This window comes from Kocuria aegyptia (assembly GCF_039530085.1).
Lineage (GTDB): Bacteria > Actinomycetota > Actinomycetes > Actinomycetales > Micrococcaceae > Kocuria > Kocuria aegyptia.
The window spans coordinates 1-24,252 of record NZ_BAAAOA010000003.1 but is presented as its reverse complement, the minus strand read 5'-3'; the positions used below and the strand labels follow the sequence as shown (position 1 = coordinate 24,252).

The window sequence follows — 24,252 nt, the reverse complement described above, 5'->3', positions numbered from 1 at the left end:
GCCCTCGGTGCGCAGAGGGGTCGCGTCCGCACGGGGATGCCGCGGCATTCCGTACGGACGCGACCCCTCGCGCCGTGCGCCGGACCGGTGGCCCGGCGCCCCGGGTCAGGACGTCACGGCCGGCCCGGACTCGCCGGACTTGGAGAGCTCCTTGATGAACTCGTGGCACTGCTGCGCGCGCGCGGAGTCCTCGGACATCACCTTCTCGAAGAAGTCGGCGATGTCGTCACGGCCGGCGTTGCGGGCGTCGCGCACGTACTGACCGTAGTCGTGACCTGCTTTGAGCGCGTGGTACTGCACGGACACCAGGTCGTAGGTGACGTCGTCGAAACCGGTCTCACCAGTCGCCATGTCGTTCCTCCTTGCTCGATCCTGCTCGTGGAATGGACGTCTCCGAGTCTAGGAGCGGGTGTCACCGGCCACAAGTAAGCACGCTTTGTTTCTGAGGACGGTGCTGGCGGGCAGCCGGCGGGCCACGCAGCACGGGCGATGCAGCGGGGCCACGGTGCGACGGCCGGTCACCGGCGTCGCACCCGAAGGGTGGCGCCGATGCGGTCACCTCGTCCGCAGCAGGACCGTGAGGCCGCCCAGGGCGCAGAGACCGGCAGCCAGCGCCGCCAGGACCACCGGGCCCGCAACGCCCTGGGCCAGGCCGAAACCGGCGGACCCGAGCGCCTGCCCGGTGGCCAGGGCGACGAAGAGCGCGGACGTGCCGGCCCCGGCGCCGCCGGGCCGGACCTGACGCGCCCAGAGGATGAGCACTCCGGACAGCCCCATGTAGCCGGCTCCGAAGAGGGCCATGCCGGCATAGGCCGGCCAGGCGGTGCCGGCCGCCGCGGACATCGCGACGCCGGTGGCGGCCACGGCCAGGGCGCCGGCGCACCAGCACCACGCTCCGCGGATCCCCGCACGCCGGACGAGCGCACCGGTGAGCGTGCCGAGCGCTCCGCCCAGGCCGAGGGCGATCCACAGCCAGCCGACCCCCGCCGTTGCCACGGCACCGGAGTCGGTGATCAGCACCGGCCCGAACGTCCAGACCAGGGACGACCCGGCGCCGGCAACCACCGCCGCCGCGCCGGGGAGGACGAGCGGCCGCCACGGACCGCGGACGAGACCGGTGGCCGAGGCCCGGACCGGTGCGGCGGAAAGGGTCGGGGGCGGCACGGAGGCCGGCGCGGCGGTGGGGCGATCAGCGGCGGACGAGGTCCCGGCCGGTGCGGAGGGCGGCGCGGCGGTGGGGCGATCAGCGGCTGCCAGGTCGGCGCGCGCCCGGACGGGGTACCACGCCGCGACGGTGGCCACCGCGCACACCATTGCCATGCACACCCAGGCCGGACCGACCGCGAGGGCCGTCGAGGCCACCACACCGGCCCCGATCACGCCCACGGCCGTTCCGGAGTTCACCACGGACTGCGCCGTCGCGGAGGCGTGCGGCGCGACGACCGCGTCGATGACCGGCACCAGGGCGGGGGAGGCGAAGCCACCGCCCAGGCCGCCGATGAACACCGCAGCCACGAACAGCACCGGTGACGAGGCGACCGCCACCCCCAGGCAGCCCAGGATCGCGGTGGCCCCGGCCAGCAGCAGCCCGGCGCGCGGGCGCCGGTCGACCCACCGGGCCGCCACCACGGCCGCCAGCGAGTAGGACGTGAACTGCGCGGCCCCCGCCCAGCCGAGAACGCCCGTGAGGTCCGGCCGCGCGGCGCCCAGGGCCGGAGCGAAGAGGCCGACCCCGAAGCGGGCCATGCCGTAGGTGGCGGCGACCAGCAGCATTCCCGCCGCCGCCGGACCGAGACCGGTTGCGGCACGGCGGTCCACGGTGGTTCCCGTCATTCCAGCCCCCTTGCGCATAACGATCGTTCCGCCAGAACGAACGTTACACTAAGGGCATGGCCAATCCCCAGCACACCCGGGAGCGCATCCTGGACGCCGCCGAGAGGCTCTTCTTCACCGAGGGCATCGCCACGACGGGCGTCGACCGGGTCGCCGCATCGGCCGGCGTGGCCATCGTGACGCTCTACAAGCACTTCGGCTCCAAGGACAATCTCCTCCGCGAGGTGCTCTCCCGACGGCTCGACACCTGGACCCGGCACTGGGACGAGGCCGTCGCCGGAGCCGGCTCCGCGGACGAGCGTCTGCTGGCGGTCTTCGACGCCGTCGAGACCTTCCGCGCGTCGGCCGGACCGGCCCAGTGGTGCTGCTTCCTGGCCACCGCATCCGAACGCCCCCTCCCCGAGGACGGGCGGACGGACCCCGTCTTCGACCTGATCCGGCAGGACACCCAGCTGGTCACCGACCGGCTGGCGCACCTGGCCCAGGAGGCGGGCTGTCAGGATCCGGGCGCCACGGCCTCGGTGCTCCTGCTGCTCTACAACGGGGTGCTCAGCAGTCTCCTGCGGGGGGCGCCGTCCGATCCGGTGGCGCTCGCCCGCGACACGGCACGGTCGGTCATCGGCTCCCGAGCCGCTCAGGCCCCCTCCGCCCGGTCCTGACAGCCCCGTCCTGGCAGCCCGGCTCCGAGGCGCCGGTCCTGGACGCCCCGGTCCCGACCACCCGACCCCGACGGCCCGGTCCCGACCACCCGACCCCGACGGCCCGGTCCCGACCTCCCGGCCCCGACGGCCCGGTCCCGACCTCCCGGCTCCGACGCCCCGGTCCTCATCACCCGTCCCCGACAGTCCGGCCGCGAGGGAGTGCGTGGCTACCACTCCATGCCGGCCGCGAGGGAGCGCGTGGGCAGCCTCCATGCCGGCCGGCGCGGACCGCGCTCAGACCACGAAGCGGGGTGGCCCGCTGTGCGTCCGCGCGGCCCGCAGCCGCTCGAGCTGGTGGGGCGGCATGGGCGGGAGCTCGCCCGGGGCGTACCAGCCGACCTCGAGCGACTCGTCGTCGTTGACGCGGGCCTCGCCGGAGACCCAGCGGCATCGGAACGTGTGGTCCAGGAACTGACAGCGGTCGCCGTTCGGGTACTGCACGGGCTCCCCCGCCCTGACCGCCACGAGTTCCTCCACGGCGGCGACGACGCCGGTCTCCTCCAGGCACTCGCGCACCGCCGTGACCGCCGGTTCCTCCCCGGGCTCGACGATCCCGCTCACCAGACCCCAGTTGCCGTTGTCGCTGCGCCGGGCCAGCAGCACCCGGCCGTCGTCGCGCAGCACCACGGCGGTGACGGCGGGCAGCCACAGGAGGTCGTGGCCGATCTTCTTCCGGAGGGACAGGACGAACTCGGGGGTGGGCATGCGGGCTCCTCGGGCGGCGTCTCGGGCAGGGGTCCGGCCCATTCTGGCAGGCCGGCCCGGATCACAGCAGCAGGAGGACCCCGAGGGCCCCGGTGATCATGGCGGGGCCGAACGCCACCCGGGAGCGGGCGTCGACACGGCCCAGTGCCACCAGTACGGCCCCGGCCAGACCACCGAGCACGAACCCGGCCGCCGCCCCCAGTACGGCGTGCCAGACGGAGACGAAGCCCAGGCACATGCCGAGCAGACCGGAGAGCCGGACGTCCCCCAGGCCCATCCCCGCGGGGTGGAGCAGGCGGAGCAGGACGTAGAGCCCGCCCATGAGCACCAGGCCCCACAGCATCCACAGCAGCCGGACGGGCTCGCCGGCCACGACCGCCGCCGCACCCAGCAGCACCCCGCACACGGGGTAGAGCGGTCGCACCACGCGGCCGGGCAGACGGTGCTCCCGCACGTCGGTGCGCCACAGCCACGCGCACGCGGCCGCGAGCACGGCGGTGCCGAGCGCCGCGAGCACCCCGGCGGCCCACCCGGCGGCGTCCCCGCGGGCGAACTGCTCGGCCAGGAAGGTGCCCACACCGGGCATCGTAGCCGCGGCCCCGGCGGAGCGGGGCGCCTGTGGACGCACGGGGCCGTCCCTAGACTGGGGCCATGCACCGCTCCCCCGTCCCCGCGCCCGCCGACCAGGACGAGTTCCGCGCGCTGAGCCGCTCGTCGCCGTGGCGCTGGGACACCGTGCGCTTCGTGCTGTCCTGGCTGGCCCCCGCCGGCGCCGCGCCCCGCCGGCCCGTCAGGGCCTGGGTCCGGCGCCCGGACGGGCTGCGCGTCGAGACCCTGGACGGCACCCCGCTCTACACGGCCACCACTCGGGAGCAGTCCCGCGACGACTTCTACGTCGCCTCGACCTCGGCCTCGTGGCTGCTGGCGCCGCAGCTCGTGGCGCCCGTGTTCACGGACTCCGGGCTCGTCGAGCGCCGCCCCGAGGCGGCCTACGGGGACCCCGTCTTCGGCGGCGGGCGGTGGCAGGCCGTCCTCGACCCGGTCGAGCTCGCCGGGGACGCCCCCGTGCCGCCCTACCTGCCGGAGCGGCGGCCCTGCACGGTCGAGGACGTCAGCACCGGCACCCACCACGGGCGGCCCGTGCGCGGCGCCGTGGTCGTTCCCGGCCACGCGTACACCCCGACGACGCCGGGACACCCCCTCGCCCCGGCCCGCACCCGGGTGCTCCTCGACGAGCGGACGGCCATCTGCGTCCGCTCCGAGGTGCTCGAGGGACCGCTGGCCGGCACGGGCCACGACCTGCTGATCGAGGCCGTGGACGAGTACTTCATCGACGACCTCTTCCGCTCGGTGCACCTGGATCTCACGGACGTGAGCAGGCACCTGCCCTGGCCCGTCGGCCCCTGAGTTCCTGAGGCCCCCGGAGATCCCGAGGCTCCCTGAGGTTCTGAGGCCCTCGAGGTCCCTGGGACCCACGACGCCTCCGGCGGCACGTCCGGGGGCCCACCGCCCGGGCAGGGGCCCCCGGACGCACCGCCGGGGAGAGCCGGGGATCAGGCGTCCAGGTCGCCCAGCACCTCCGTCACCAGGGCGGCGATCGGCGAGCGCTCCGAGCGGGTCAGCGTGACGTGGCCGAAGAGCGGGTGGCCCTTGAGGGCCTCCACCACGGCGGTCACCCCGTCGTGGCGGCCGACCCGGAGGTTGTCGCGCTGGGCCACGTCGTGGGTCATGATCACCTTGGAGTTCTGCCCGATGCGGGACAGCACGGTGAGCAGCACGTTCTTCTCGAGGGACTGCGCCTCGTCCACGATCACGAAGGCGTCGTGCAGGGACCGGCCGCGGATGTGCGTGAGCGGCAACACCTCGAGCATGCCCCGGTCGAGCACCTCCTCGACGACCTCCTGCGAGACCAGGGCCCCGAGGGTGTCGAACACCGCCTGGCCCCACGGGTTCATCTTCTCCTCCTCGGAGCCGGGCAGGTAGCCGAGCTCCTGGCCGCCGACCGCGTAGAGCGGCCGGAAGACCATGACCTTGCGGTGCTCCCGGCGCTCCATCACCGTCTCCAGGCCCGCGCACAGGGCCAGCGCGGACTTGCCGGTGCCGGCCCGCCCGCCCAGCGAGACGATGCCCACCTCGGGGTCCAGCAGGAGGTCGATCGCCAGCCGCTGCTCGGCGGAGCGCCCGTGCACGCCGAAGACGTCCCGGTCACCGCGCACCACCCGGGCGGAGCCGTCGGCGCGGACCCGGGCCAGGGCGCTGCCGCGCACGGAGTGCAGGGTCAGGCCCGTGTTGGCCGGCAGCCCCTCGGCGCCCGGGACCACGACGGCCTCGCCGCCGTAGAGCCGGTCCACCACGTCGTCGGGCACCTCGAGCGCCGCGGTCCCGGACCACTCGACGTCGGAGCCCACCCACTCGGCCCGGTACTCCTCGGCCTCCAGGCCCAGGGCGGAGGCCTTGACCCGCATCGGCAGGTCCTTGGAGACGACGCACACGTCCTTGCCCTCGTTGGCGAGGCTCAGGGCCACGGCCAGGATCAGGGAGTCGTGGTCCTTGAGCCGGAAGCTCACCGGCAGCACGGTGTCCGAGACGTGGTTCAGCTCCACGACGAGGCTCCCGCCCTGGTCCCCGAGGGGCACGGGCCGGTTGAGCCCGCCGTGCTCCACGCGCAGGTCGTCCAGCAGCCGCAGGGCCTGCCGGGCGAAGTAGCCCAGCTCGGGGTCGTGCCGCTTGCCCTCCAGCTCGGTGATGACGATGACGGGCAGCACCACCTGGTGCTCGGCGAAGCGCAGGACCGCCCGGGGGTCGGAGAGCAGCACCGAGGTGTCGATCACGTAGGAGCGCACCCCTGCCCCCAGGGGGGCTGAGATGTCGACGATGCGCTCCTGCTTCTTGGAGATGCTCATGGCGGCCCTTCCTCCTCGTACGGCGGGCGGCGTCCGCGCCGTCCACCTGAGGACAACGTATGCGGACCGGCCCCGCCACGCGAGCAGAAACGGTGAACGGCGCGGAAATTGCCCGCGACCACCAGGCGCGATGCCCGGCACGGCCCGGCGCCCAGGACAGCACCCAGGACGACGACGGGCGGGGACGGGCGCGCTCAGCCGCCGAAGCGCCGCTGTCGTGAGGCGTAGTCGCGCAGCGCCCGCAGGAAGTCGACGCGCCGGAAGTCCGGCCACAGCGCCTCGCAGAAGTAGTACTCGCTGTAGGCGGACTGCCACATGAGGAACCCGGACAGCCGCTGCTCGCCGGAGGTGCGGATCAGCAGGTCCGGGTCCGGCTGCCCGCGCGTGTAGAGGTGCTGGGAGATGTCCTCCACGGACAGGCCCTGTGCGAGCTCCCGGACGTCGGCGCCGGCGTCGAGGGCCTCGGTGAGCACCTCCCGCACGGCGTCCACGATCTCCTGACGGCCCCCGTAGCCGACCGCGATGTTCAGGTGCGGGCCGGCGTTGTCCGCGGTGCGCTCCGTGAGGTCGGCCAGGCACGCCGCGAGCCTCGGCGGCAGCATCTCGAGGGCGCCGACGGGCTGGACCCGGCAGATGCCCGCCTCGCTCAGGGTGTCCATGAGGTCGGAGATGATCTCGAGCAGGGGCTCCAGCTCCGCGGCCGGGCGCTTGAGGTTCTCGGTCGAGAGGATGTAGAGGGTGACCACCTCGATGTCCAGCTCCCGGCACCAGCCGAGGAACTCGACGATCTTCTGCGCCCCCGCCTTGTGCCCGTCCGCGGTCGAGGCGCCGAACTGCTTGGCCCACCGCCGGTTGCCGTCCACGAGGACGCCGACGTGCTTGGGCAGCCGCCGCGGGTCGAGCTCGGCGGAGAGCCGGCGCTCGTAGAACCGGTAGAGCGGCCGTGGCTTGGGCATCTGTGCTTCCTCCCGGGTTCTCGCGCACGGTGTCGGTGGTGGACCGGACGTGGTGGGGGCCACGGTGCCGGACGTGGTGGTGGCCACGGACCCGGCCGGCTCTCGGCGACGCCTCCTAAACTACCCGGTGGGAGACCGGACGGACTCACGCACAGCACGCCGGAAGGAACATCATGGAACACACGCACGGCGCCGTCGGCCGGGCCGCCGGCCGCGTCGAGGAGGCGGTCGAGCACCGGATCGAGGACCTCGTGGAGCGCAAGCCCGCGTGGCGGGGCTGGATCCACGCGAGTTTCACGCCCGTCGTCGTCGCCATGGGTCTCGTGGCGATCCTGCTGGCGCCCACCACCGAGCTGCGGATCGCGTGCGCCGTGTACGGCGTGACGGGCATCCTCCTGTTCGGCGTGTCGGCGATCTACCACCGCGCCTACTGGCCCCGGCGGCTGCACATGGTCCTGCGCCGGATGGACCACTCCAACATCGCGCTGCTGATCGCCGGCACCTACACCCCGCTGGCGGTCGCGCTGCTGGCCCCGGCGCAGTCCCGGCTGCTGCTGGCCGTGATCTGGTCCTGTGCCGCCGGCCTGGTGCTCTTCCGGCTGCTGTGGACGCTGGCGCCCCGCTGGCTGTACACCCCGCTGTACGTGGTGATGGGCTGCCTGGCCGTGCTCTACCTGCCGCAGTTCTGGCAGAGCAGCCCCCCGGCCGCCGCGCTCACCGCCGCCGGCGGCATCGCCTACATCACCGGGGCCGTGGTCTACGGCACCCGGCGCCCGCGCCTGCTCCCCGAGGTGTTCAGCTTCCACGAGGTCTTCCACGCCTGCACGGTGCTGGGCTTCGTGCTGCACTACGTGGCGATCATGCTCGCGATGCTCAGCTGAGCGGACCCGTCCCGGCCAGCTGCTCCTGGAGCTCCGCGACGGAGTGGACGGGGGCGCGGCAGGCGAAGTCCCGGCACACGTACACCGTGAACCGGCCGCCGAGCGCGGTCTTCCCGCGCGCCGAGCCCGGCGCCCCGGGGGCGTCGGCGTCCACCACCCTGGTGGCCAGCACCGCGGCGGGGCCCACCGCGCGGCGCGCCGCGAGCTTGTCCTCGGCGGTCCCGCCCGCGAGCACCACGTGGGCCGGGGCGGACGCGAGCTCCGCCCGCACCGCCAGGGCCCGTCCGGCGCTGCGGGGCGAGCGGCGGGCCAGCAGCTCCAGGGAGCCGAGCAGGGACGCGACCGGCCGCAGCCGCCGCTCGTCCTCCTCGAGGGCCCACAGCTCCACGAGCACCGCGGCGAGCACGGCCGTCCCGGCCGGCGTGACGTCGTCGAGGGGATCGGCCCGCCCCGAGGTGCCGGCGGCGAGCAGCGGTGCGGGGACGTCGGCCAGGTCGGACCACACCCGCTCCGGGGCGTCCGGTCCGCCGTCCGGTGCCGGGTGCGAGAACCGCTCCCCGACGACGTCCACGAGCTCCCGGGCACGCTCGTACCAGGGCGTCGACCCGGTGGCCCGGTACAGGGCCAGGAAGCCCTCGGCCACCATCGCGTAGTCCTCGAGCAGGCCCTCGATCGAGTGCTCCGCAGAGCCCGCGTGGCTGGTCCGCGCGAGCCGCCGGCGGGACCCGTCCCAGTGCACGGCCCACAGGTGCGCCGCGGCCTCCTCGGCGGCGAGCACGAGCGACGGGTCCCCCAGCAGCACCCCGGCCTCCGCGAGGCCCGTGACCGTCATGCCGTTCCAGCCGGCCACCACCTTGTCGTCCCGGGCCGGGGCCGGGCGCCGGGACCGCGCGGCGGTGAGCTCCGGGCGGGCGGCGTCCCACAGGGCCTGCTCGGCCTCGTCGAGAACCCGCCCTGGGTGCAGGGGCTGCGGGGGCCCGGCCGCCACGCCCATGAGGTCGGCCACCGCCGTGCCGCGGTCGGCGCCCAGGACCTCGCGCAGCTCGGTCCGCTGCCACACGTAGAACGCGCCCTCGCCGCTGTGCACGTCGCCGTCCGCGGCGGCCGTGTCCGCGTCCAGGGAGGACGCGAACGCCCCGCCGGGCAGGCGCAGCTCGGCCAGCAGGAACCCCGCGGTGTCCGCGGCGGCCCGCCCGTGGCCGGCGCCGGGCTCGAGGGCCGCGGCGCGCGCGTAGGCCCGCAGCAGCTGGGCGTTGTCGTAGAGCATCTTCTCGTAGTGCGGCAGGGACCACTCCCGGGTGACGGAGTACCGGTAGAAACCGCCGCCCACGTGGTCGAACAGCGCCGAGCCGCGCATCGCGGCGAGGGTCCGCCCGAGCAGGCCCCGCGCCCGGTCGGCGGTCCCGGCGGTCCCGGCGGCGGCGAGCCGCTCCAGGAGGGGCAGCACCGTGGAGGGCGGGAACTTGGGGGCGCCGCCGAAGCCGCCGTGCACCGGGTCCTCCTCCCGCAGGAGCACCTCGAGCGCCACCGCCGCCGGGTCCGTCCCGTCCTCCTGCCCCAGCACGGTCGCCGGCACGGTCACGGCGGCGCCGGCCAGGGCGGTGCGCAGGTCCTCCGCCTGCCCGGCAATAGCGCGGGCGACGGCGTCCGCGGCCTGCTCGAGCTCCTCCCGGCGGGTGGACCACGCCGCGGCGACGGCCTCGAGGACCTGCCGGAAGGAGGGCATCCCGTGGGCCGGTCGGGGCGGGAAGTAGGTGCCGGCGTGGAACGCCCGCCCGTCCGGGGTGAGGAACGCGCTCATGGGCCAGCCGCCCTGGCGGGTGATCAGCTGCGTGGCCGCCATGTAGGTCGCGTCCACGTCGGGGCGCTCCTCGCGGTCCACCTTGACGGGCACGTAGTGCTCGTTGAGGTAGGCGCCGATCGCGGGGTCCTCGAAGGACTCGTGGGCCATCACGTGGCACCAGTGGCAGGCGGCGTAGCCCACCGAGAGGAACACCGGAACGTCGCGGCGGGCGGCCTCCGCGAACGCGGCGTCGTCGAACGGCTGCCAGTCCACGGGGTTGTCCGCGTGCTGGCGCAGATAGGCGGAGGACTGTCCGGTCAATCGGTTGGGCACGGTGGCTCCTCGGATCTCGGGTCCTGCACTCGGGCCCGCGGACGGGCCCCGGTCTCAGCCGCGCCGGTCGGGGCCCTCCGGCTCCTCGGCCGGCGCCGGCGGCTCAGCGCCGCTCCGCTCCGCGCCGGCGGCACGGGCTCCTCCGGCCGGGTCCACGCCGGTCCGGTCCGGGCCGGCACTGCCGGTCGCGGCGCCGCCGGTCCCTGCTCCGTCCGCCGCGGCGTGGCCGCCCAGCCGATCCTCGGCCGCGCGGCGCTCGGCGTACTCCGCGCGGTAGCGCAGCCGCCGGTTGCGGCGGTTGAAGTCCCGCACGAGGAAGATCACGGCCACGGCCAGCAGCAGCGTCACGAGGAAGCCCAGCATCCCGGGAGTCACCTGGCTCGGGTCCAGGCCGGGGCGCAGGGTACCCTCGTCGATCGGATCGGGGGCCATCGCCGGCAGCAGGGCGAGCACGTTCAGCACGGTGGTCATCGCTGCGCTCAGCCCACGATCCCGGCGAACAGGTCGTGCTCCGGCACGTCGGCCGGCACCCGGGACTCCGCCAGGACGTAGTCCTCCCACGGCCACACCTGGGACTGCAGCTCGGCGGAGACGGCGAAGAACATCCCGTCCGGCGCCACCTGCGTCCGGTGGCTGCGCAGCGCCTCGTCCCGCAGCGCGAAGGTGTCCGGGCACCGGACCTTGGTGGTGGTCTCGTGCCGGGGCGCCGGGGGGCGGTGGCCCTCCGGGTCGGTCTCCTGCAGCATCGCGATCCGGGCCGCGTACGGGGACTGCAGGCCGCGCTCCTCGAGAGCCTCGTGCAGGGCGACGAAGCGCTCCACGTTGAACGCCCGGTCGTAGTAGAGCTTCTGCGGGGTCCACGGTTCGCCGAGGCCCGGGTACCGTTCCGGGTCCCCGGCGGCGCGGAACGCCTCGACGGAGATGTTGTGGGTCTGGATGTGGTCCGGGTGCGGGTAGCCGCCGTTCTCGTCGTAGGTGAGGATCACGTGCGGCCGGAACCGGCGCACCAGCCGGACCAGGGGCGCGGCGGCTCGCTCGAGCGGCTGCAGGGCGAAGCAGCCCCACGGCAGCGGCGGCAGCGGGTCCCCCTCGGGCAGGCCCGAGTCCATGAAGCCGAGCCAGCGGTGGTGGACGTCCAGCGCGGCGGCCGCCTGCGCCATCTCGTGCCGGCGCAGACCGGTCAGGTCCCGCTCGGCGTGCGGGTGGCCCTCCATCTCGGCGTTGAGGATCGAACCCCGCTCCCCACCGGTGCACGTGACCACCATGACCTCGACCCCCTGCCGGGCGTAGTGGGCCATGGTCGCGGCGCCCTTGCTCGACTCGTCGTCGGGGTGGGCGTGGACGGCCAGCAGGCGCATCTCTGACAGGGAGGTCACTCGGGAGATCCTCTCGGGAACGGTCGGGGAGACGGGGACTCGGCCGGTGCGGGCACGGGCCGCCGCCCATTTTACGCGTTCGCCGGGCGGTCCTGCGCCCGGCAGGCTCCCAGGGGCCTCGGCTACAGTGGTCGGGCGGCCGCCGGGCCCGGCGCCGCCCCCTGCCCCCGAGACCCGAGGCCGCCGTGTCCATCGACTCCCCAGAACTGCTCCGCGACCGCTACGGAGCTCCCCGCCGCCAGCACCGGATCGGGACCCGCGGCTGGATCGGCCTCGTGGTGCTGGCCACCCTGCTCGCGGCCGTCTTCGTCGCCTGGGTGGTGACGGCGCGGCAGGCAGCTCCCACGTTCAAGGACATCGGCTACGAGGTGGTCTCCGAGGCGCGGGCCACGGCGGACTTCGAGCTCACCAAGCGCCCCGAGGACGTCGTGACGTGCGCGGTGCGGGCCCTCAACCAGGAGCACGCCGTGGTCGGCTGGGTGGAGGTGACCGTCGGGACCGTGCCCGAGGACCGACTGGGCGAGGGCGGCACGAGCTCGCACCGCGCGGCGGTGCGCACCACCAACCTGGCGACCACCGCGGTCGTGGAATCCTGCTGGCTCGAGGGCTGAGCCCCTCCCCCGTCGCGACGCCCGTGTGTCGCGGTCGCCGTCGTGCTTTGGGCTTGCCCGCCCGCCCCGCCTAGACTGACGATCAGGACTCCCCGTCCTCGGCAGCCGGACACCGTCCGAAACGGACGATCCGCACCGGGGCGGGGTCTTTGCGTAGCGGACCCCCGCACCACCGACGGCCCCGCGCCGCCGGCCCGGTCGGTCGCGGACCCGACCGGGCTCCCGGGCGGGCAGCCGCGGCCCACCGACCGTTCACCGAGGAGAGACTGTGACCACCACGAACAAGACCGGCGCCTGGCTGACCCAGGAGGCCTACGACCGCCTGAAGAAGGAGCTCGACCACATCTCCGGCCCGTACCGGCAGGAGATCGTGGAGCGCATCGATCAGGCGCGTTCGGAGGGAGACCTCAAGGAGAACGGCGGCTACCACGCCGCCCGTGAGGAGCAGAGCAAGAACGAGGGGCGCATCGTCCACCTCAAGAACCTGCTCGAGAACGCCCAGGTCGGCGAGGCCCCGGCCGACGACGGGGTCGTCGAGGCCGGCATGGTCGTCACCGCGGAGATCGCCGGCGAGTCGATGACCTTCCTCATCGGCTCCCGCGAGGTGGCCGAGGACCTGGCCGCCGGCAGCGATCTCGAGGTCTTCTCCGAGAAGTCCCCGATGGGCTCCGCGATCTCCGGTCACCGGGTCGGCGACGAGCTCTCCTACACGGCTCCCAACGGCAAGGAGATCCCGGTGAAGATCCTGGACGCCAAGCCGTTCCAGGGCTGAGGCGCTCGTGACGACCCACTGGTTGCGCAGCCCCGGTCGGGGCACGAAGGCCATGATGGTCCTGACGGCGGTGCTCGGGGTCGTGGCCGTCGTGCTGCACTTCGCGGGTCAGGGCGACCCGGCCGCGAGCGCCCCCGGCAGCCTGCGCAACATCTTCGTCTTCGCGACGTTCGTCAGCGCGTTCGTCACCTACCTCACCGGCCGGCGCCGCTCCTGACGTCGTCCCCGTCCACGACGGCGCCGGTCCCCGCGGGGACCGGCGCCGTCGTCGTCGGAGCGCCGGATCGGTGCCGCACCGAGGTCAGTGCACGACGACGGGGTGGTAGCCCTCCGCCTCGAGCGCCCGGAGGATCTGGCGGCAGTGCTCGTGCCCCTTGGTCTCCATGTCGATGGTGATGGAGACGTCGCCCAGGCTGAGCGAGCCGCCGATCCGGGTGTGGTCCACGCCGGTGACGTTGGCGTCCTGGACCGCGATGAGCTGGGAGATGCGCGCGAGCTCGCCCGGGCGGTCGGTGAGCATCATCCTGATGGTCATGTACCGGCCGGCCGCGGAAAGCCCCCGCTGGATGACCTTGAGCATGAGCATGGGGTCGACGTTGCCGCCCGAGAGCACCACCACCGTGCTGCCGAGGTCCGGGTAGGTGGCCTGCAGCCGGCCGTCCAGGAGGGCCGCGACGCCGACGGCGCCGGCCGGCTCCACCACGAGCTTGTTGCGCTCGAGCAGGAAGATCAGGGCCTGGGCGAGGGAGTCCTCCGAGACCGTCACGACGTCGTCGGTGAGCTCCTTGATGATGCTGAACGGCAGCTGCCCCGGCTTGCCCACGGCGATGCCGTCCGCGATGGTCGAGACCCGGTCGAGGGTCACGAGCGCGTCCCCCGCGAGGGAGGGCGGGTAGGCTGCCGCGTTCTCCGCCTGCACGCCGATGAGCCGGATCGGCCGGCCGAGCTGCTCGGCGCGGGCCTTGACCGCCACGGCCATGCCGGCGAGCAGTCCCCCGCCGCCCACGCCGGTGATGACGGTGTCGACGTCGGGCACCTGGTCGAGCACCTCGAGGCCGAGCGTGCCCTGCCCGGCGACGATGTCCGGGTGGTCGAAGGGGTGGACGAACACCGCCCCGGTCTCGGTGGCGTGGCGCTGGGCCTCAGCGAGGGCCTGGTCCACGCTGGTGCCGTGCAGAATGACCTCCGCACCGTGGTCCTGGGTCGCGGCGACCTTGGGCAGGGCCGCGCCCAGCGGCATGTAGATGCGGGCGGTGATGCCGAGCTTGGCCGCGGCGAGGGCCACCCCCTGGGCGTGGTTGCCGGCGGAGGCCGCCACGACGCCCCGGGCCTTCTCCTCGTCGGTGAGCTTGGCCATCCGCACGTAGGCGCCCCGCACCTTGAAGGAGCCCGCGCGCTGCAGGTTCTCGGCCTTGAGGTTCACCTCGGTGCCGACCAGCCGGGAGAGCGCCCGGGAGTGGGCCACCGGGGTCCGGTCGATCACGCCCTCGAGGAGCGCGGCGGCGTCCTGGATGTCGGCGAGACGGACGGGCAGTTCGGCCAGGCTCACGGTGCGTCTTCTTTCCCGGTCGGTGCGTCAGGGCGGGACCGCGGCGGGCCGACTGGCCCACCCCACGGCGAGCGCCCGCCGGCGGCGGGCGCGGTCCTCATCCTAGTCGTTGCCCGGGTGCCGCTCGGGCCCGGCCGATGCCCCGCGCACGCTCCCCTGCCCGGTCGCCTGCCCGGCTCCCCGCCCGGTGTCGCGGCCGGCCTCCCGCCCGGTCCCGTGCCCGGTTCCCCGGCCGCTCCCGGACGCCGTTCCTGCGGCGGCCCGGGCGCGGTCGTCCCGGCGGCCGCGCTTGAGGGCGGCCTGCAGCCGTTCCTTGGCGCGGGTGCGGCGGAAGCGCTGGAGCTGTGCCATGATCTGGTCGCGGGTGAGCTCGTTCCGGCGCGCGTGCTTCTTGATCTCCCAGGGGAAGTAGTACGGCTCCCAGGGGATCTCGTCGTCCACCTTCCACGTCCCGCCCACCAGGTAGCGCACCACCGTGTTGAGGAAGGCCATCACCGGCACCGCGAACAGGGCGCCGGCGATGCCGAAGAGGATGGTGCCGGACGCGACGGCGAGGAAGACCGCGAGGGGGTGCAGGGACACGGCCCGGCCCATCACGAGCGGCTGCAGGACGTTGGACTCGATCTGCTGCACCAGGAGCACCACGGCGAGCATGGCCAGGGCGTTGCCGAAGCCGTTGGCCACGAGGGCGACGAGCACGGCCACGGCGCCCGTGACCACGGCGCCCACGATCGGGATGAAGGAGCCCAGGAACACGAGGATGCCGATGGGCAGGGCGAGCGGGACGCCGAGCAGTGCCGCGCCGAGCCCGATGCCGACGGCGTCCACGAACGCCACGAAGCCCTGGATCCGCGCGTACTGCACGAGCGAGGTCCAGCCGCGGCGGCCGGCGCCGTTGACGGCCCGCCGCGCGCTGATCGGGAACAGCCGGACGAGGAAGAGCCAGATCCGTTCGCCGTCCATGAGGAAGAACAGCAGGGTGAAGAGCATGATGATGATGCCGGTCAGCACGTTGCCGGCCGTGGACCCGAAGGACATGGCCCCGTCCAGGATGGCCTGGCTGTTGTCCTGCACCGTGGTGCCGAGGTCGTCGATCCAGTCGTTGACGCTGTCCGCGCTGACGTTCAGGGGCCCGTCCTCGAGCCAGCCCAGCAGCTGCTGGGTGCCGACCACCACGTTCTGGGACAGCTGCGCGAAGCCCAGCACGATCTGCCGTCCGGCGAGCACGAGCAGGCCCGTCACGAGGCCGATGAGCAGCAGGACCGCGGTCCCCGAGGCGAGGCCTGCCGGGATGTGGCGTCCCCGCAGCCACTTCACCAGCGGGAACAGGAGGCCGGCGAGAAGCCCGGCGATGAGCACGGGGATGATGACCACCGTGATCGTCGACAGCATGTAGCCGAGCAGCCCCACGGCCGCAAGGATGATGATGAGCCGCCACGACCACGCCGCGGCCACCCGCACCGAGACGGCGACGCCGCCCGCGGCGTCGCCGTGCAGCGGGGGGAGCTCGGTGCTGGGCCCCGGCCGCAGAGGCCGCTCGGCGTCGTGCGATGTCGAAGGCATGGAGCCATCTTGGCACGCCGGTCCTGCCCCCGGGCGCCCCCTGGCCGGGGCCGGGCGACGGACCCGCGGGCCGGTCCGCCCCGCCGGGACCGCGCGGTGGAAGACTGGCGGCATGTCACGCTCCTTCCTCCGCGTCCTCGCCCAGCGCCGGCCCGCTCCCGGGCTGACCCCGGACGCTCCTCCGCGGGAGGAGCTGGAGGCCGTGCTCCGCGCGGCGGCGGGGACCGCGGCCGCCGAGCCGGGGCTGAGCTGGCGGGTGGCCGTGACCACCCGGCGCTCCGCCCCGGAGCTCGCGGCCGCCCTGGCGGGGCTGACCCGGGTGCCCGACATGTCGGCCCCCTTCCCCCGGTTCAAGGGCAGGCAGCTGCGCCGGCTCGCGGCCTTCCGGGGCGCCCTGAAGTGGGCGAGCACGGGAGGCCTGGGCTGCGCGCTCGTCTTCAGTCCCGACGACGCGCTCGAGCTCCCCCGCAAGGACCAGCTGCACGCTGCGCACGGGGCCCGTCCCCTGCTCGAGGCCGCGTTCTGGGCCGCCGGCTGGGGCACCGTGTGGTCCCGGCGCGAGGGCGAGGGCGAGGACGCGGTCCGTGCGTTCTACGGGCTGGCGGAGGAGGAGAAGCTCCTCGGGTGGCTGTTCGTGGGCCGCCCTCCCCGTGCCGCGGCGGCCGAGCACACGGCCACCCGACCGACGCCCGGGCCCCGGATCTCGTACCACTGAGCCGGCCCCGGGCTCCCGTCCCCCGCGCCCGTCCCGAGCTCCCGTTCCCCGTGCGGGGCCGGGGCACGACGACGGCCCGGGACCCGCGGTGCGCGGGTGCCGGGCCGTCGAGGGTGGTGCAGCCGGGGCGAGGGCCTAGTTCGAGGTCATCTCCCGGATGATCGCCAGGATGCGCAGGATCTCGACGTAGGTCCAGATCAGCGTGACCGTCAGGCCGAAGGCCGCGGACCACGCCATCTTCTCCGGGACGCCGACCTCGACACCGCGCTTGATGTTGTCGAAGTCCAGCACGAAGCTGTAGGCGGCGAGCAGGATGGCCACGGCGCCGATGAGCAGTCCCAGCCAGGGGCCGAGCGGGCTGTCCGTGCGGATGTTGAAGCCGAACAGCAGCACCGCGCCCAGGTTGACCAGTGCGAAGACGGCGTAGGCCATGAGCGCGACCATGAAGATCTTCGTGGCGCGCGGGGAGGCCCGGACCTTCCCGGACCGGAAGAGCACGAGCACCGAGACGAACACGGCGATGGTGCCGATGACGGCCTGCACCACGATGCCCGGGTACATGGCCTCGAACATCCCGGAGATGCCGCCCAGGAACATTCCCTGGAACACCCCGTAGGCGAGGATCAGCGCGGGCGAGGGCTCGCGCTTGAAGGCGTTGACCAGACCGAGGACGAGACCGACGAGGGCACCGGGGATGGTGAGGATCGGCATGATCCAGCCCGCGAGCGCACCGACGACCACGGCGCCGAGCACCGTGGCGGTGCGCATGATGACGTCGTCGTAGGTCATCCGGCCGGTCTGGTTCGTCCCGGCGGCCGGGGCGTTGTACATCGAGTCCAGGCGCTCGGCCGAGTACGGGGCGCCCTGCTGCGGCCGGCCGTAGCCGGGCTGCTGGTAGCCGGTCTGTCCGTAGCCGGGCTGCTGCTGGTAGGGGGTTCCGTAGGAGCTCTGTCCGTACTGGTTCCCGTAGGACTGGGCGCTGCCTGCGCCCGGCTTCGAGAGATCGCGGAGAAGCGGGTTACCGCCGGCCATTGAGGGGTCCTTCCGTGGCACGGTTGTGCGTGATGTGCGTCCAGCCTAGCAAGCCCCGCCTGACGAAAGCATGAGAACTGCTGTGCTTAAGCCGAGGGCGTGGGGGCGGACCGCCGGGCACGGGCAGGCCGCCCCCAGGAGAGCGGACAGACAAGGCTTTGCTTCCGCACACATGCTGGGGGGAACGACCGCAGTCCCGATCCGGAGGCCCGTCATGCCCGAGTCCGCCATCCACTGGGTGCCGCTGGCCGCGATCCCGGTGCTCCTCCTCGTCGGGGCCCTGGCCGTCCTGCACTGGAGCCGCTACCTCGGGGCGCTCGGCCGCCTGGAGCGCGCGCGGACGTCACCGGGGGGCACCCCGGTCGCGCCCACCGCCGCCTGGCTCGAGCTCCGCAGCGAGGAGCACTACCGCCGGGCCTACCGCCTCACCTGGGCGGTGGCCGTGGTGCTCGCCGTGGGCCTGGCCGCCGCGCTGCTCGCCGGCTGAGCCCCGGCCCGCTCCCGTGGTGCAGCTGCCCGGCACCGTCCTCCTCTACGGCTGCCTCGTCGTCGCCGGCTCGGGCGCCACGGCCCTGTGGAGCCTGGCCCAGGTCTCGCTCGACCTGGCCCCGGCCGCACACCGACGGCCCCCCGGCGCCCGTGCCTCCGCACGCCGCCACCTCGGCCGCGCCACGACGGCGGCCACCGTGGCCCTGCTGACCGCGGGCACCCCCTCGGCGCTGCGTCACCTCGAGTGGCTCGCCCTCCTGGCGAGCACCGCGTGAAGCGCCCCGGCACGGGCACCCGCCGGACCACCGGGCGTCACACTTCGTGATGAAGCCGTGATCTTCGCTTATATCTTTTCGCATTGATTTGCATATGAGAACCTTTTCCGGGATCCCCCCACCCCCAGGAGTTCGCCCATGCAACGATCCATGCTCGCCCCCACCCTGTCCGCCCTCACCCTGGCCCTCGTGCTGGCTCCTCTCACGCCTGCGACGGCCTCCCCCGCCGAGAACGCCACGACCCTGTCCCCCCAGCAGGTCAGCGACGAGGCCCCGCCGGAGATCACCGACCGGATGATCGTCAAGTACCGCACCCCCGTGAGCGAGACCGAGTCCGCGCGGGTCGTCGAGGACGCCGCCGTTCAGGCCGACGTCCCTGAGGCCGAGGACACCACCGAGATCCGGACCACCGGCGACGGCGCGGCCGTCGTCGAGCTGGCCGGCGAGGTCTCGACCGACCAGGCCGAGAAGCTGGCCGAGAAGCTCACCAAGGACCCGGCCGTGGCCTACGCCGAGCCGGACCGCCTCGTCTCCACCGCCAGGATCCCCGGCGGGGACGAGGCGGAGGGCATGGGCTCCGTCGCGGCGACCGCCGTGGACCCCGGCGTCCCGTCCATGTGGGCCCTGACGAATCTGCGCGCCTTCGCGGCGTGGGACACGGCCACCGGCAAGGGCGTCACGGTCGGGGTCGTCGACACCGGCTTCGCCAACCACCCCGACCTGGACTCCCAGACCATCGGCGGCTACGACTTCGTCTCCACCGCCGCCCTCGGCAACGACGGCAACGGCCGGGACCCCGACCCGCGCGATCCGGGCACCTACTCCACGGCGGGCCAGTGCTACGCCGGCTCCGCGGCCACCAACTCCATCTGGCACGGCACGCACGTGGCCGGCACCGTGGCCGCCAAGCGGGACAACTACGGCACCGTCGGCATCGCCCCGGACGCCACCCTCCTCAACGCCCGCGCCCTGGGCGCGTGCGGCTACGGCTACGTCTCCGACATGGCCGACGCCGTGCGCTGGCTGGCGGGCGACACCGTGAGCGGCGTCCCCGCGCCGCCCAAGCGCGCCGACGTGATCAACATGTCCCTGTCCATGGGCGGGGCGTGCCCGGCGACGCTGCAGAACGCCATCAACACCGCCTGGTTCCGGAACATCCCCGTGGCCGTGGCCGCGGGCAACAGCGGCCGCCCGGCGATCGAGTACGCCCCGGGCAACTGCTACAACGTGATCACGGTCGGGGCCATCGGCTCCGACCGGGTGCGGGCCAGCTACTCCAACCACGGCGGCGCCGTGGACATCTACGCCCCGGGCCACCACATCCTCTCCGCCGGCAACACCGGCCTCCGGGGACCGGTCGCGCCCAACAGCCGCTTCGACTACGGCACCTCGATGGCCACCCCGCACGTCGCCGGGACCCTGGCCCTGCTCAAGCAGAAGAACCCGACGCTGAGCTCCGACCAGTACAAGCAGCTGATCCTCGACTCCGGGGACGCCTGGGCCACCCTCCCCGGGGGCAAGACCCTGAACACCCACGACGCGCTCTGGATCACGAAGCCGGCCGCCACCGCAGCACCGGCCGCGCCCACCCCGACCTACACCACCAAGGGCGCCATCGGGTCCCTGTATCAGCGGATCAAGAGCCAGACGGGGGCCCCGACCTCCCACGAGCAGGCCGTCGCCGGCGGGGTCCGCCAGACCTTCGCCAAGGGCACGATCTACTGGTCCTCGGCCACCGGCGCCTACTGGGTGCAGGGCGGTGTCGAGACCGCCTACAAGCGCAACGGCACCGCAGCCGGCGTCCTGCGCTTCCCGCGCTCGGACGAGAAGTCCAACGGCATCGGCGGGGCCTACCAGCTGTTCCAGAACGGCCGGATCCTCTGGTCCTCCCGCACCGGGGCCCACGCCCTGACGGGGGACATCGAGACGGCCTTCGCCGCGGCGGGCAACGAGAAGGGAGCCCTGGGCTACCCCACCGCGGACCGGCGGAGCAACGGCATCGGCGGGTTCTACCAGACCTTCCAGAACGGCCGGATCCTCTGGAGCTCCGCCCACGGGGCGCATGCGATCACGGGCGCCACGAGCGCGGCCTACTCGCGCGCCGGCAGCGAGCAGGGGTCACTGGGCTACCCCACCTCCGGGGCCGTCCCCGACGGCCGGGGCGGCACCTCCCAGTCCTTCCAGAAGGGCCGGATCGTCTGGAGCGACGCCGGCGGGGCGCACGCCCTCAAGGGCTCGATCGGCGCCCAGCACAACCGCTCCGGCGGCACGGCCGGCGCCCTGGGCTACCCCACGACCGACGAGGCCGCGACCAGCACGGGCGGGGTCTACCAGGTGTTCCAGAAGGGCCGGATCTACTGGAGCCCCACCACCTACGCCCAGGAGACCAAGGGCTCGATCGGCAACGCCTACGTGGCGCTCGGCGGCACGACCAGCCGCCTGGGCTTCCCCAGGACGGGTGAGATCACCCACGCCGACCGTTCCGTGGTGCAGTACTTCCAGGGCGGTTCCATCACCTGGCGTCCGGGAGGATCCATCCGGATCGACTACCGCTGACCCGGCGCCGGTACCGTCGCGGCCCCGCTCCGTCCCCGGAGCGGGGCCGCGCCGCGTCCGGCGCCGCGGCACGTCTGCTGTCCGGGTCCTCCCGGCGTCCCCGTGGCCGGGTCCACCGTCCTGGACGTGCGGCGTGCACGGGCGTGTCCCTGCGTCGTCGTCGCCGCGGCCCGGTTCCCGACGCCCGATCCCGCCACGGTGCCGTCGCCCTCGACGACCCGCTGGGCGCCGCGTCCCGCCCCGGCCTGCCACTGCAGGTCCTGCCCGGCGAGCTCGGCGTCGACGGCCCCGTCGAGGAGCCCCCGGGCCCCCACGGCCGCACCTGCTCGACCCGGATTGTGACGGCCCACCGGGCAGGACGATAACGATCCCGCGGTCAACTCGCGCCTCCGGTGCAGGCGGGTCATCGGCGTGACGACACTGGTGCCGCGGGCCCGGTCCACCGGCCCCCGCAGCATCGCCTCCACCCGCTGCACCCGCCGTGGACAGCGTCCGGCCCGTCCCCGCCACCCAGCCACGAGGACCGATCATGGACACTGCACACCGTCTCGGCTGCGGCAGCTCTCCGGCGTCGACCTCGAGGTCCGGCCCGACGCCCCGCCCCGTGGCCGCACCGTGAGGACCCACCGACGCCCACCACCGGCGGCCGTCCACCGGCCATCGGAGCACGACATGGCTTCGCGCCGTCACCTCGATCACGACCCACCGGGCACCGGCACGTCGCCACGGCCCGCTCATCCCGCACGTCCGTGGTCACGGCGGATCGGACGCTTCGCCGGATCCGCCGCACTGGCCCTCCTCGTGCTGCTGATCTTCTCGGCAGGGCTCAACGCCGCCCTGACGCAGCACGAGCGCACCAGTACGGCTCCGTACGGGCAGCGGGTGCCGGTGGACGGCGGCTCGGTCAACGTCGTGGACGACGAGGCGGACGGCCCCGCTGTCGTGCTGCTCAGCGGGCTGGGCACCCCGGCCCCGGCACTGGACTTCGCCCCGCTGGGCCGGGAGCTCACGGGCTACCGCGTGGTGGTCGTGGAGGGGCTCGGCTACGGCTACGCGGACAGGGCCGCCCCGGAGCGGACCGTGCAGAACATCTCCGAGGAGATCCACTCCGCGCTCGTGGCGGCCGGGGTCGAGGCACCCTATGTACTGGGGGGCCACTCCCTGGCCGGGTTCTACCTCCTCGACTACGTCAACCGGTATCCGGGCGAGGTCTCCGCGGTGGTCGGCATCGACACCACTGTCCCGGCCTTCGCCGCCGAGCGGACGACCACGACGGCTGAGAACGGCAGGGGAATCCCGTGGGCCCGGCTCGCCGCCGACACCGGCCTGCTCCGCTGGGCGGTGCTGGTCGCCCCCGACCTCGCGCTGCCCGAAGACACCGCCCACACGGCCCAGGAGCGGGACCAGCTGCGCCGGATGACCGTCTGGAACTTCGGCAACGCGGCCGTCGCCGACGAGACGCACCGGATCGGTGACAACGCCCGCCGGCTGGAAGGCGTGCAGTTCCCGCCGGACCTGCCGGTGCTGCTGCTCCTGGCCCGGGTCACCGTGGACGAGACCCCGGGGTGGCTCCCCGCCCACGAGGAGCAGATGCAGCAGGTGCGCGACCACGAGATCGTCGTGCTCCACGGCGGCCACTACCTGCACCGGACCCAATCCCCGGAGATCGCCGCGAGGACCACCGCCTTCCTCCGGGAGCACGGCGTCGTCCCGCGGGACCGGACAACCCTCCCGGCCACGGCGACCACGGGGTGAGCTGACCGACCCCGGCATGCCCGGACCACGGGCGCCGGCTCCGACCGCCGCGGCGGGAGCCCGCGCAGGCTGGAGCGCTGCTCGCTCTCTGCTGAACGAGGAGATCGCCCACGAGCACGTCCGGACGGTGCACCGGATGCTCGGAGCGCTCACCGCTCCGGGTCCGCGCCGTCGCGGCCGCCGGCAGTAGAGTCCTGCCCATGGAGGACCAGCCGTACGAGTTGATGGACACGAAGCAGGCCGCGGACGCCCTGGACGCCTATCTGGGCGAACGCGGACCGGCGCTGCAGCGGCTGCGCTCGGCACTGGCCGACCACGGCCAGGAGCCCGGCGAGATGCTCGACGGCTCCGTCTACTCCGTCTCCCCGCTGTGGGCGTGGACCACCACCCGGATCACCGAGCTCGGCGTCGCCCCGATGCCCCTGGTGGAGGACCCGACCCGGCCCTCCTGGCCGTCCTGGGCCCGCCACGGCAGGCTCGTGGACCCGCACCCGCCGGCAGCGACGCTCGCGCTCGTCGACGGCTTCGCCTCCTACCTCGGGCAGCTCATCAGTGCCGCGGCACCGCAGGCCCGGTGGAGAGTCGGTGAGCACCTCATCGCCGACCACCCCCTGCTGAACTACCCGGTGCTGGGCTCGGACCACCAGCAGGTCTTCCTGCCGGCCATGCCGCTCTACAGCGCCTACCAGTCCGCCCACGGACGCGACCCCATGAGCGGGACCGAGATGCTCGCCCACGCCCGCCGCACCATTGACGCCCTGCACGGCGAGGGCCCCGAGGCCGCGGCCATCGAGGAGCCGCTGGTGACGGTGGTCGCCGAGATCGACTGCTTCGACGTCGGGCTGCGCGAGGACATCCCCACCGAGCACCCGGGGGTGGTGGAGCACCTGATCGCCGAGCTGCGCGACCGCGACGGCGTCGAATCGGTCCACCGCTACGGACCGGCCGCCCTGGTCGTGGACGTCCCCGACTGGGACGAGCTGCGGCTGAGACTGTGGTGCACCCTGTGGCTGCAGCGCCACCTGCCGCGCTGAACACGCCACCGGTCAGGAACTCTGCCGCCCGCGGCGCACGGAGCCGCGGGATGCGGACTCACGCCTGTTCCCAGTGCCCCCAGTCGGACTCGAACTGACACTGAGCAGATTTTACTTCCGCGAACGTATTACCTGCGACGACCCCATACGATCAGCGAGATGACAGGGAATCCGTGCGCATCTAAGCGCAGATCGATGCGGTGAAAACACCGAGTAGAAGCCGACTCCGTGACGAAGACGCCGAGTTGGCGCCGAGCCCGACTGCGCCCCTCTGCCACACGGACCGGGCATTCGTTCGGCACGAATTGGCGCCTCCATGACCACCGCGTCCGGTGTCGGCCAACGCTTTCGTACAGGGAAACTAGCTGTAAGAGGGCATGACGTTATTGGCACGGGCCGGGACGCGTGAGGCCGGGGGCTGATCACCACA

At 73.7% G+C, this 24,252-nt stretch carries 24 protein-coding genes; 12 read left to right on the top strand and 12 right to left on the bottom strand.

Annotated features, from left to right (window positions below):
* Positions 1-105: 105 nt before the first annotated feature.
* On the bottom strand, positions 106-351 hold the full coding sequence (locus ABD220_RS00290) for a hypothetical protein (RefSeq protein ID WP_047804076.1): 246 nt from the start codon (positions 349-351) through the stop codon (positions 106-108).
* A 204-nt stretch (positions 352-555) separates the two neighbouring features.
* Positions 556-1,833, bottom strand: a complete 1,278-nt coding sequence (locus ABD220_RS00285) for an MFS transporter (RefSeq protein ID WP_344118776.1) — start codon at positions 1,831-1,833, stop codon at positions 556-558.
* 56 nt (positions 1,834-1,889) lie between these two features.
* Between ABD220_RS00285 and ABD220_RS00280 the strand changes: the two genes are divergently transcribed.
* Positions 1,890-2,492 (top strand): TetR/AcrR family transcriptional regulator, encoded by a 603-nt coding sequence (locus ABD220_RS00280; RefSeq protein WP_344118775.1) that lies wholly within the window; start codon positions 1,890-1,892, stop codon positions 2,490-2,492.
* A gap of 276 nt (positions 2,493-2,768) precedes the next feature.
* Here ABD220_RS00280 and ABD220_RS00275 read toward each other — a convergent pair whose 3' ends face one another.
* Both ABD220_RS00275 and ABD220_RS00270 read right to left on the bottom strand, forming a co-directional pair.
* A complete protein-coding gene (locus tag ABD220_RS00275; RefSeq protein ID WP_344118773.1) occupies positions 2,769-3,239 on the bottom strand; it encodes an NUDIX hydrolase in 471 nt (156 codons plus the stop codon).
* Between the two features lie 61 nt (positions 3,240-3,300).
* Positions 3,301-3,867, bottom strand: a complete 567-nt coding sequence (locus ABD220_RS00270) for a prepilin peptidase (RefSeq protein WP_344118771.1) — start codon at positions 3,865-3,867, stop codon at positions 3,301-3,303.
* Positions 3,868-3,890: 23 nt separating this feature from the next.
* Between ABD220_RS00270 and ABD220_RS00265 the strand changes: the two genes are divergently transcribed.
* Entirely contained in the window at positions 3,891-4,646 is a 756-nt protein-coding gene (locus ABD220_RS00265; protein WP_344118769.1) for a hypothetical protein, read from the top strand.
* 146 nt (positions 4,647-4,792) lie between these two features.
* On the opposite strand, the gene phoH2 is transcribed toward ABD220_RS00265, so the two are convergent.
* Together phoH2 and ABD220_RS00255 are read right to left on the bottom strand one after the other, a co-directional pair.
* On the bottom strand, positions 4,793-6,142 hold the full coding sequence (gene phoH2, locus ABD220_RS00260) for an RNA 5'-3' helicase PhoH2 (protein WP_344118767.1): 1,350 nt from the start codon (positions 6,140-6,142) through the stop codon (positions 4,793-4,795).
* A gap of 194 nt (positions 6,143-6,336) precedes the next feature.
* Complete coding sequence (locus tag ABD220_RS00255) at positions 6,337-7,098, bottom strand: isoprenyl transferase (protein WP_344118765.1); 762 nt, start codon at positions 7,096-7,098, stop codon at positions 6,337-6,339.
* 173 nt (positions 7,099-7,271) lie between these two features.
* On the opposite strand from ABD220_RS00255, the gene trhA reads away from it, so the two are divergent.
* On the top strand, positions 7,272-7,979 hold the full coding sequence (gene trhA / locus ABD220_RS00250; protein WP_344118763.1) for a PAQR family membrane homeostasis protein TrhA: 708 nt from the start codon (positions 7,272-7,274) through the stop codon (positions 7,977-7,979).
* Here trhA and ABD220_RS00245 read toward each other — a convergent pair.
* The 3 genes from ABD220_RS00245 to mca are packed head-to-tail and all read right to left on the bottom strand — an operon-like array spanning position 7,972 to position 11,453.
* On the bottom strand, positions 7,972-10,095 hold the full coding sequence (locus ABD220_RS00245) for a thioredoxin domain-containing protein (RefSeq protein WP_344118761.1): 2,124 nt from the start codon (positions 10,093-10,095) through the stop codon (positions 7,972-7,974). The genes trhA and ABD220_RS00245 overlap by 8 nt on opposite strands.
* A 54-nt stretch (positions 10,096-10,149) precedes the next feature.
* On the bottom strand, positions 10,150-10,566 hold the full coding sequence (locus ABD220_RS00240) for a hypothetical protein (RefSeq protein ID WP_344118759.1): 417 nt from the start codon (positions 10,564-10,566) through the stop codon (positions 10,150-10,152).
* 8 nt (positions 10,567-10,574) lie between these two features.
* On the bottom strand, positions 10,575-11,453 hold the full coding sequence (mca, locus tag ABD220_RS00235; protein ID WP_344118886.1) for a mycothiol conjugate amidase Mca: 879 nt from the start codon (positions 11,451-11,453) through the stop codon (positions 10,575-10,577).
* A 203-nt stretch (positions 11,454-11,656) separates the two neighbouring features.
* On the opposite strand from mca, the gene ABD220_RS00230 reads away from it, so the two are divergent.
* The 3 genes from ABD220_RS00230 to ABD220_RS00220 all read left to right on the top strand — a co-directional run bounded on the left by ABD220_RS00230 (position 11,657) and on the right by ABD220_RS00220 (position 13,071).
* Positions 11,657-12,082 carry a DUF4307 domain-containing protein gene (locus ABD220_RS00230; protein WP_344118757.1) on the top strand — a complete coding sequence of 142 codons (426 nt, stop codon included), beginning with the start codon at positions 11,657-11,659 and terminating at the stop codon, positions 12,080-12,082.
* A 268-nt stretch (positions 12,083-12,350) separates the two neighbouring features.
* Positions 12,351-12,854: a transcription elongation factor GreA gene (gene greA, locus ABD220_RS00225; protein ID WP_344118755.1), complete on the top strand. Its 504-nt coding sequence runs from the start codon at positions 12,351-12,353 to the stop codon at positions 12,852-12,854.
* Between the two features lie 7 nt (positions 12,855-12,861).
* Positions 12,862-13,071 carry a hypothetical protein gene (locus ABD220_RS00220; protein ID WP_344118753.1) on the top strand — a complete coding sequence of 70 codons (210 nt, stop codon included), beginning with the start codon at positions 12,862-12,864 and terminating at the stop codon, positions 13,069-13,071.
* 84 nt (positions 13,072-13,155) lie between these two features.
* Here the strand turns inward: ABD220_RS00220 and ilvA are convergent, their stop codons facing one another.
* Positions 13,156-14,403 (bottom strand): threonine ammonia-lyase, encoded by a 1,248-nt coding sequence (ilvA, locus tag ABD220_RS00215; RefSeq protein ID WP_344118751.1) that lies wholly within the window; start codon positions 14,401-14,403, stop codon positions 13,156-13,158.
* A 102-nt stretch (positions 14,404-14,505) separates the two neighbouring features.
* Complete coding sequence (locus ABD220_RS00210; protein ID WP_344118749.1) at positions 14,506-15,966, bottom strand: AI-2E family transporter; 1,461 nt, start codon at positions 15,964-15,966, stop codon at positions 14,506-14,508.
* Positions 15,967-16,078: 112 nt separating this feature from the next.
* Here ABD220_RS00210 and ABD220_RS00205 point away from each other — a divergent pair, with 112 nt between their 5' ends.
* On the top strand, positions 16,079-16,681 hold the full coding sequence (locus tag ABD220_RS00205; protein WP_344118747.1) for a nitroreductase family protein: 603 nt from the start codon (positions 16,079-16,081) through the stop codon (positions 16,679-16,681).
* A gap of 135 nt (positions 16,682-16,816) precedes the next feature.
* Here the strand turns inward: ABD220_RS00205 and ABD220_RS00200 are convergent, their stop codons facing one another.
* On the bottom strand, positions 16,817-17,713 hold the full coding sequence (locus tag ABD220_RS00200; RefSeq protein ID WP_344118746.1) for a Bax inhibitor-1/YccA family protein: 897 nt from the start codon (positions 17,711-17,713) through the stop codon (positions 16,817-16,819).
* A gap of 214 nt (positions 17,714-17,927) precedes the next feature.
* On the opposite strand from ABD220_RS00200, the gene ABD220_RS00195 reads away from it, so the two are divergent.
* From ABD220_RS00195 to ABD220_RS00175, 5 genes are all read left to right on the top strand, one after another.
* Positions 17,928-18,200: a hypothetical protein gene (locus ABD220_RS00195; RefSeq protein ID WP_344118744.1), complete on the top strand. Its 273-nt coding sequence runs from the start codon at positions 17,928-17,930 to the stop codon at positions 18,198-18,200.
* A gap of 16 nt (positions 18,201-18,216) precedes the next feature.
* Positions 18,217-18,477, top strand: coding sequence for a hypothetical protein (locus tag ABD220_RS00190; protein ID WP_344118741.1), 261 nt, complete (start codon positions 18,217-18,219; stop codon positions 18,475-18,477).
* A 138-nt stretch (positions 18,478-18,615) separates the two neighbouring features.
* Positions 18,616-21,033, top strand: coding sequence for a S8 family serine peptidase (locus ABD220_RS00185; RefSeq protein ID WP_344118739.1), 2,418 nt, complete (start codon positions 18,616-18,618; stop codon positions 21,031-21,033).
* A 672-nt stretch (positions 21,034-21,705) separates the two neighbouring features.
* A complete protein-coding gene (locus ABD220_RS00180) occupies positions 21,706-22,788 on the top strand; it encodes an alpha/beta fold hydrolase (RefSeq protein ID WP_344118737.1) in 1,083 nt (360 codons plus the stop codon).
* Between the two features lie 200 nt (positions 22,789-22,988).
* On the top strand, positions 22,989-23,822 hold the full coding sequence (locus tag ABD220_RS00175) for a hypothetical protein (protein WP_344118736.1): 834 nt from the start codon (positions 22,989-22,991) through the stop codon (positions 23,820-23,822).
* Positions 23,823-24,252 lie beyond the last annotated feature (430 nt).

What these genes read in the sequence shown, in the direction of transcription:
- ABD220_RS00175 (WP_344118736.1), top strand. Translation starts at nt 22,989, where the DNA reads ATGGAGGACCAGCCGTACGAGTTGATGGACACGAAGCAGGCCGCGGAC.
- phoH2 (WP_344118767.1), bottom strand. Translation starts at nt 6,142, where the DNA reads ATGAGCATCTCCAAGAAGCAGGAGCGCATCGTCGACATCTCAGCCCCC.
- ABD220_RS00210 (WP_344118749.1), bottom strand. Translation starts at nt 15,966, where the DNA reads ATGCCTTCGACATCGCACGACGCCGAGCGGCCTCTGCGGCCGGGGCCC.
- ABD220_RS00275 (WP_344118773.1), bottom strand. Translation starts at nt 3,239, where the DNA reads ATGCCCACCCCCGAGTTCGTCCTGTCCCTCCGGAAGAAGATCGGCCAC.
- ABD220_RS00180 (WP_344118737.1), top strand. Translation starts at nt 21,706, where the DNA reads ATGGCTTCGCGCCGTCACCTCGATCACGACCCACCGGGCACCGGCACG.
- ABD220_RS00280 (WP_344118775.1), top strand. Translation starts at nt 1,890, where the DNA reads ATGGCCAATCCCCAGCACACCCGGGAGCGCATCCTGGACGCCGCCGAG.
- ABD220_RS00185 (WP_344118739.1), top strand. Translation starts at nt 18,616, where the DNA reads ATGCAACGATCCATGCTCGCCCCCACCCTGTCCGCCCTCACCCTGGCC.
- ABD220_RS00265 (WP_344118769.1), top strand. Translation starts at nt 3,891, where the DNA reads ATGCACCGCTCCCCCGTCCCCGCGCCCGCCGACCAGGACGAGTTCCGC.
- ABD220_RS00205 (WP_344118747.1), top strand. Translation starts at nt 16,079, where the DNA reads ATGTCACGCTCCTTCCTCCGCGTCCTCGCCCAGCGCCGGCCCGCTCCC.
- ABD220_RS00255 (WP_344118765.1), bottom strand. Translation starts at nt 7,098, where the DNA reads ATGCCCAAGCCACGGCCGCTCTACCGGTTCTACGAGCGCCGGCTCTCC.
- ABD220_RS00200 (WP_344118746.1), bottom strand. Translation starts at nt 17,713, where the DNA reads ATGGCCGGCGGTAACCCGCTTCTCCGCGATCTCTCGAAGCCGGGCGCA.
- ABD220_RS00195 (WP_344118744.1), top strand. Translation starts at nt 17,928, where the DNA reads ATGCCCGAGTCCGCCATCCACTGGGTGCCGCTGGCCGCGATCCCGGTG.
- ABD220_RS00285 (WP_344118776.1), bottom strand. Translation starts at nt 1,833, where the DNA reads ATGACGGGAACCACCGTGGACCGCCGTGCCGCAACCGGTCTCGGTCCG.
- ABD220_RS00240 (WP_344118759.1), bottom strand. Translation starts at nt 10,566, where the DNA reads ATGACCACCGTGCTGAACGTGCTCGCCCTGCTGCCGGCGATGGCCCCC.
- mca (WP_344118886.1), bottom strand. Translation starts at nt 11,453, where the DNA reads ATGCGCCTGCTGGCCGTCCACGCCCACCCCGACGACGAGTCGAGCAAG.
- trhA (WP_344118763.1), top strand. Translation starts at nt 7,272, where the DNA reads ATGGAACACACGCACGGCGCCGTCGGCCGGGCCGCCGGCCGCGTCGAG.
- ABD220_RS00290 (WP_047804076.1), bottom strand. Translation starts at nt 351, where the DNA reads ATGGCGACTGGTGAGACCGGTTTCGACGACGTCACCTACGACCTGGTG.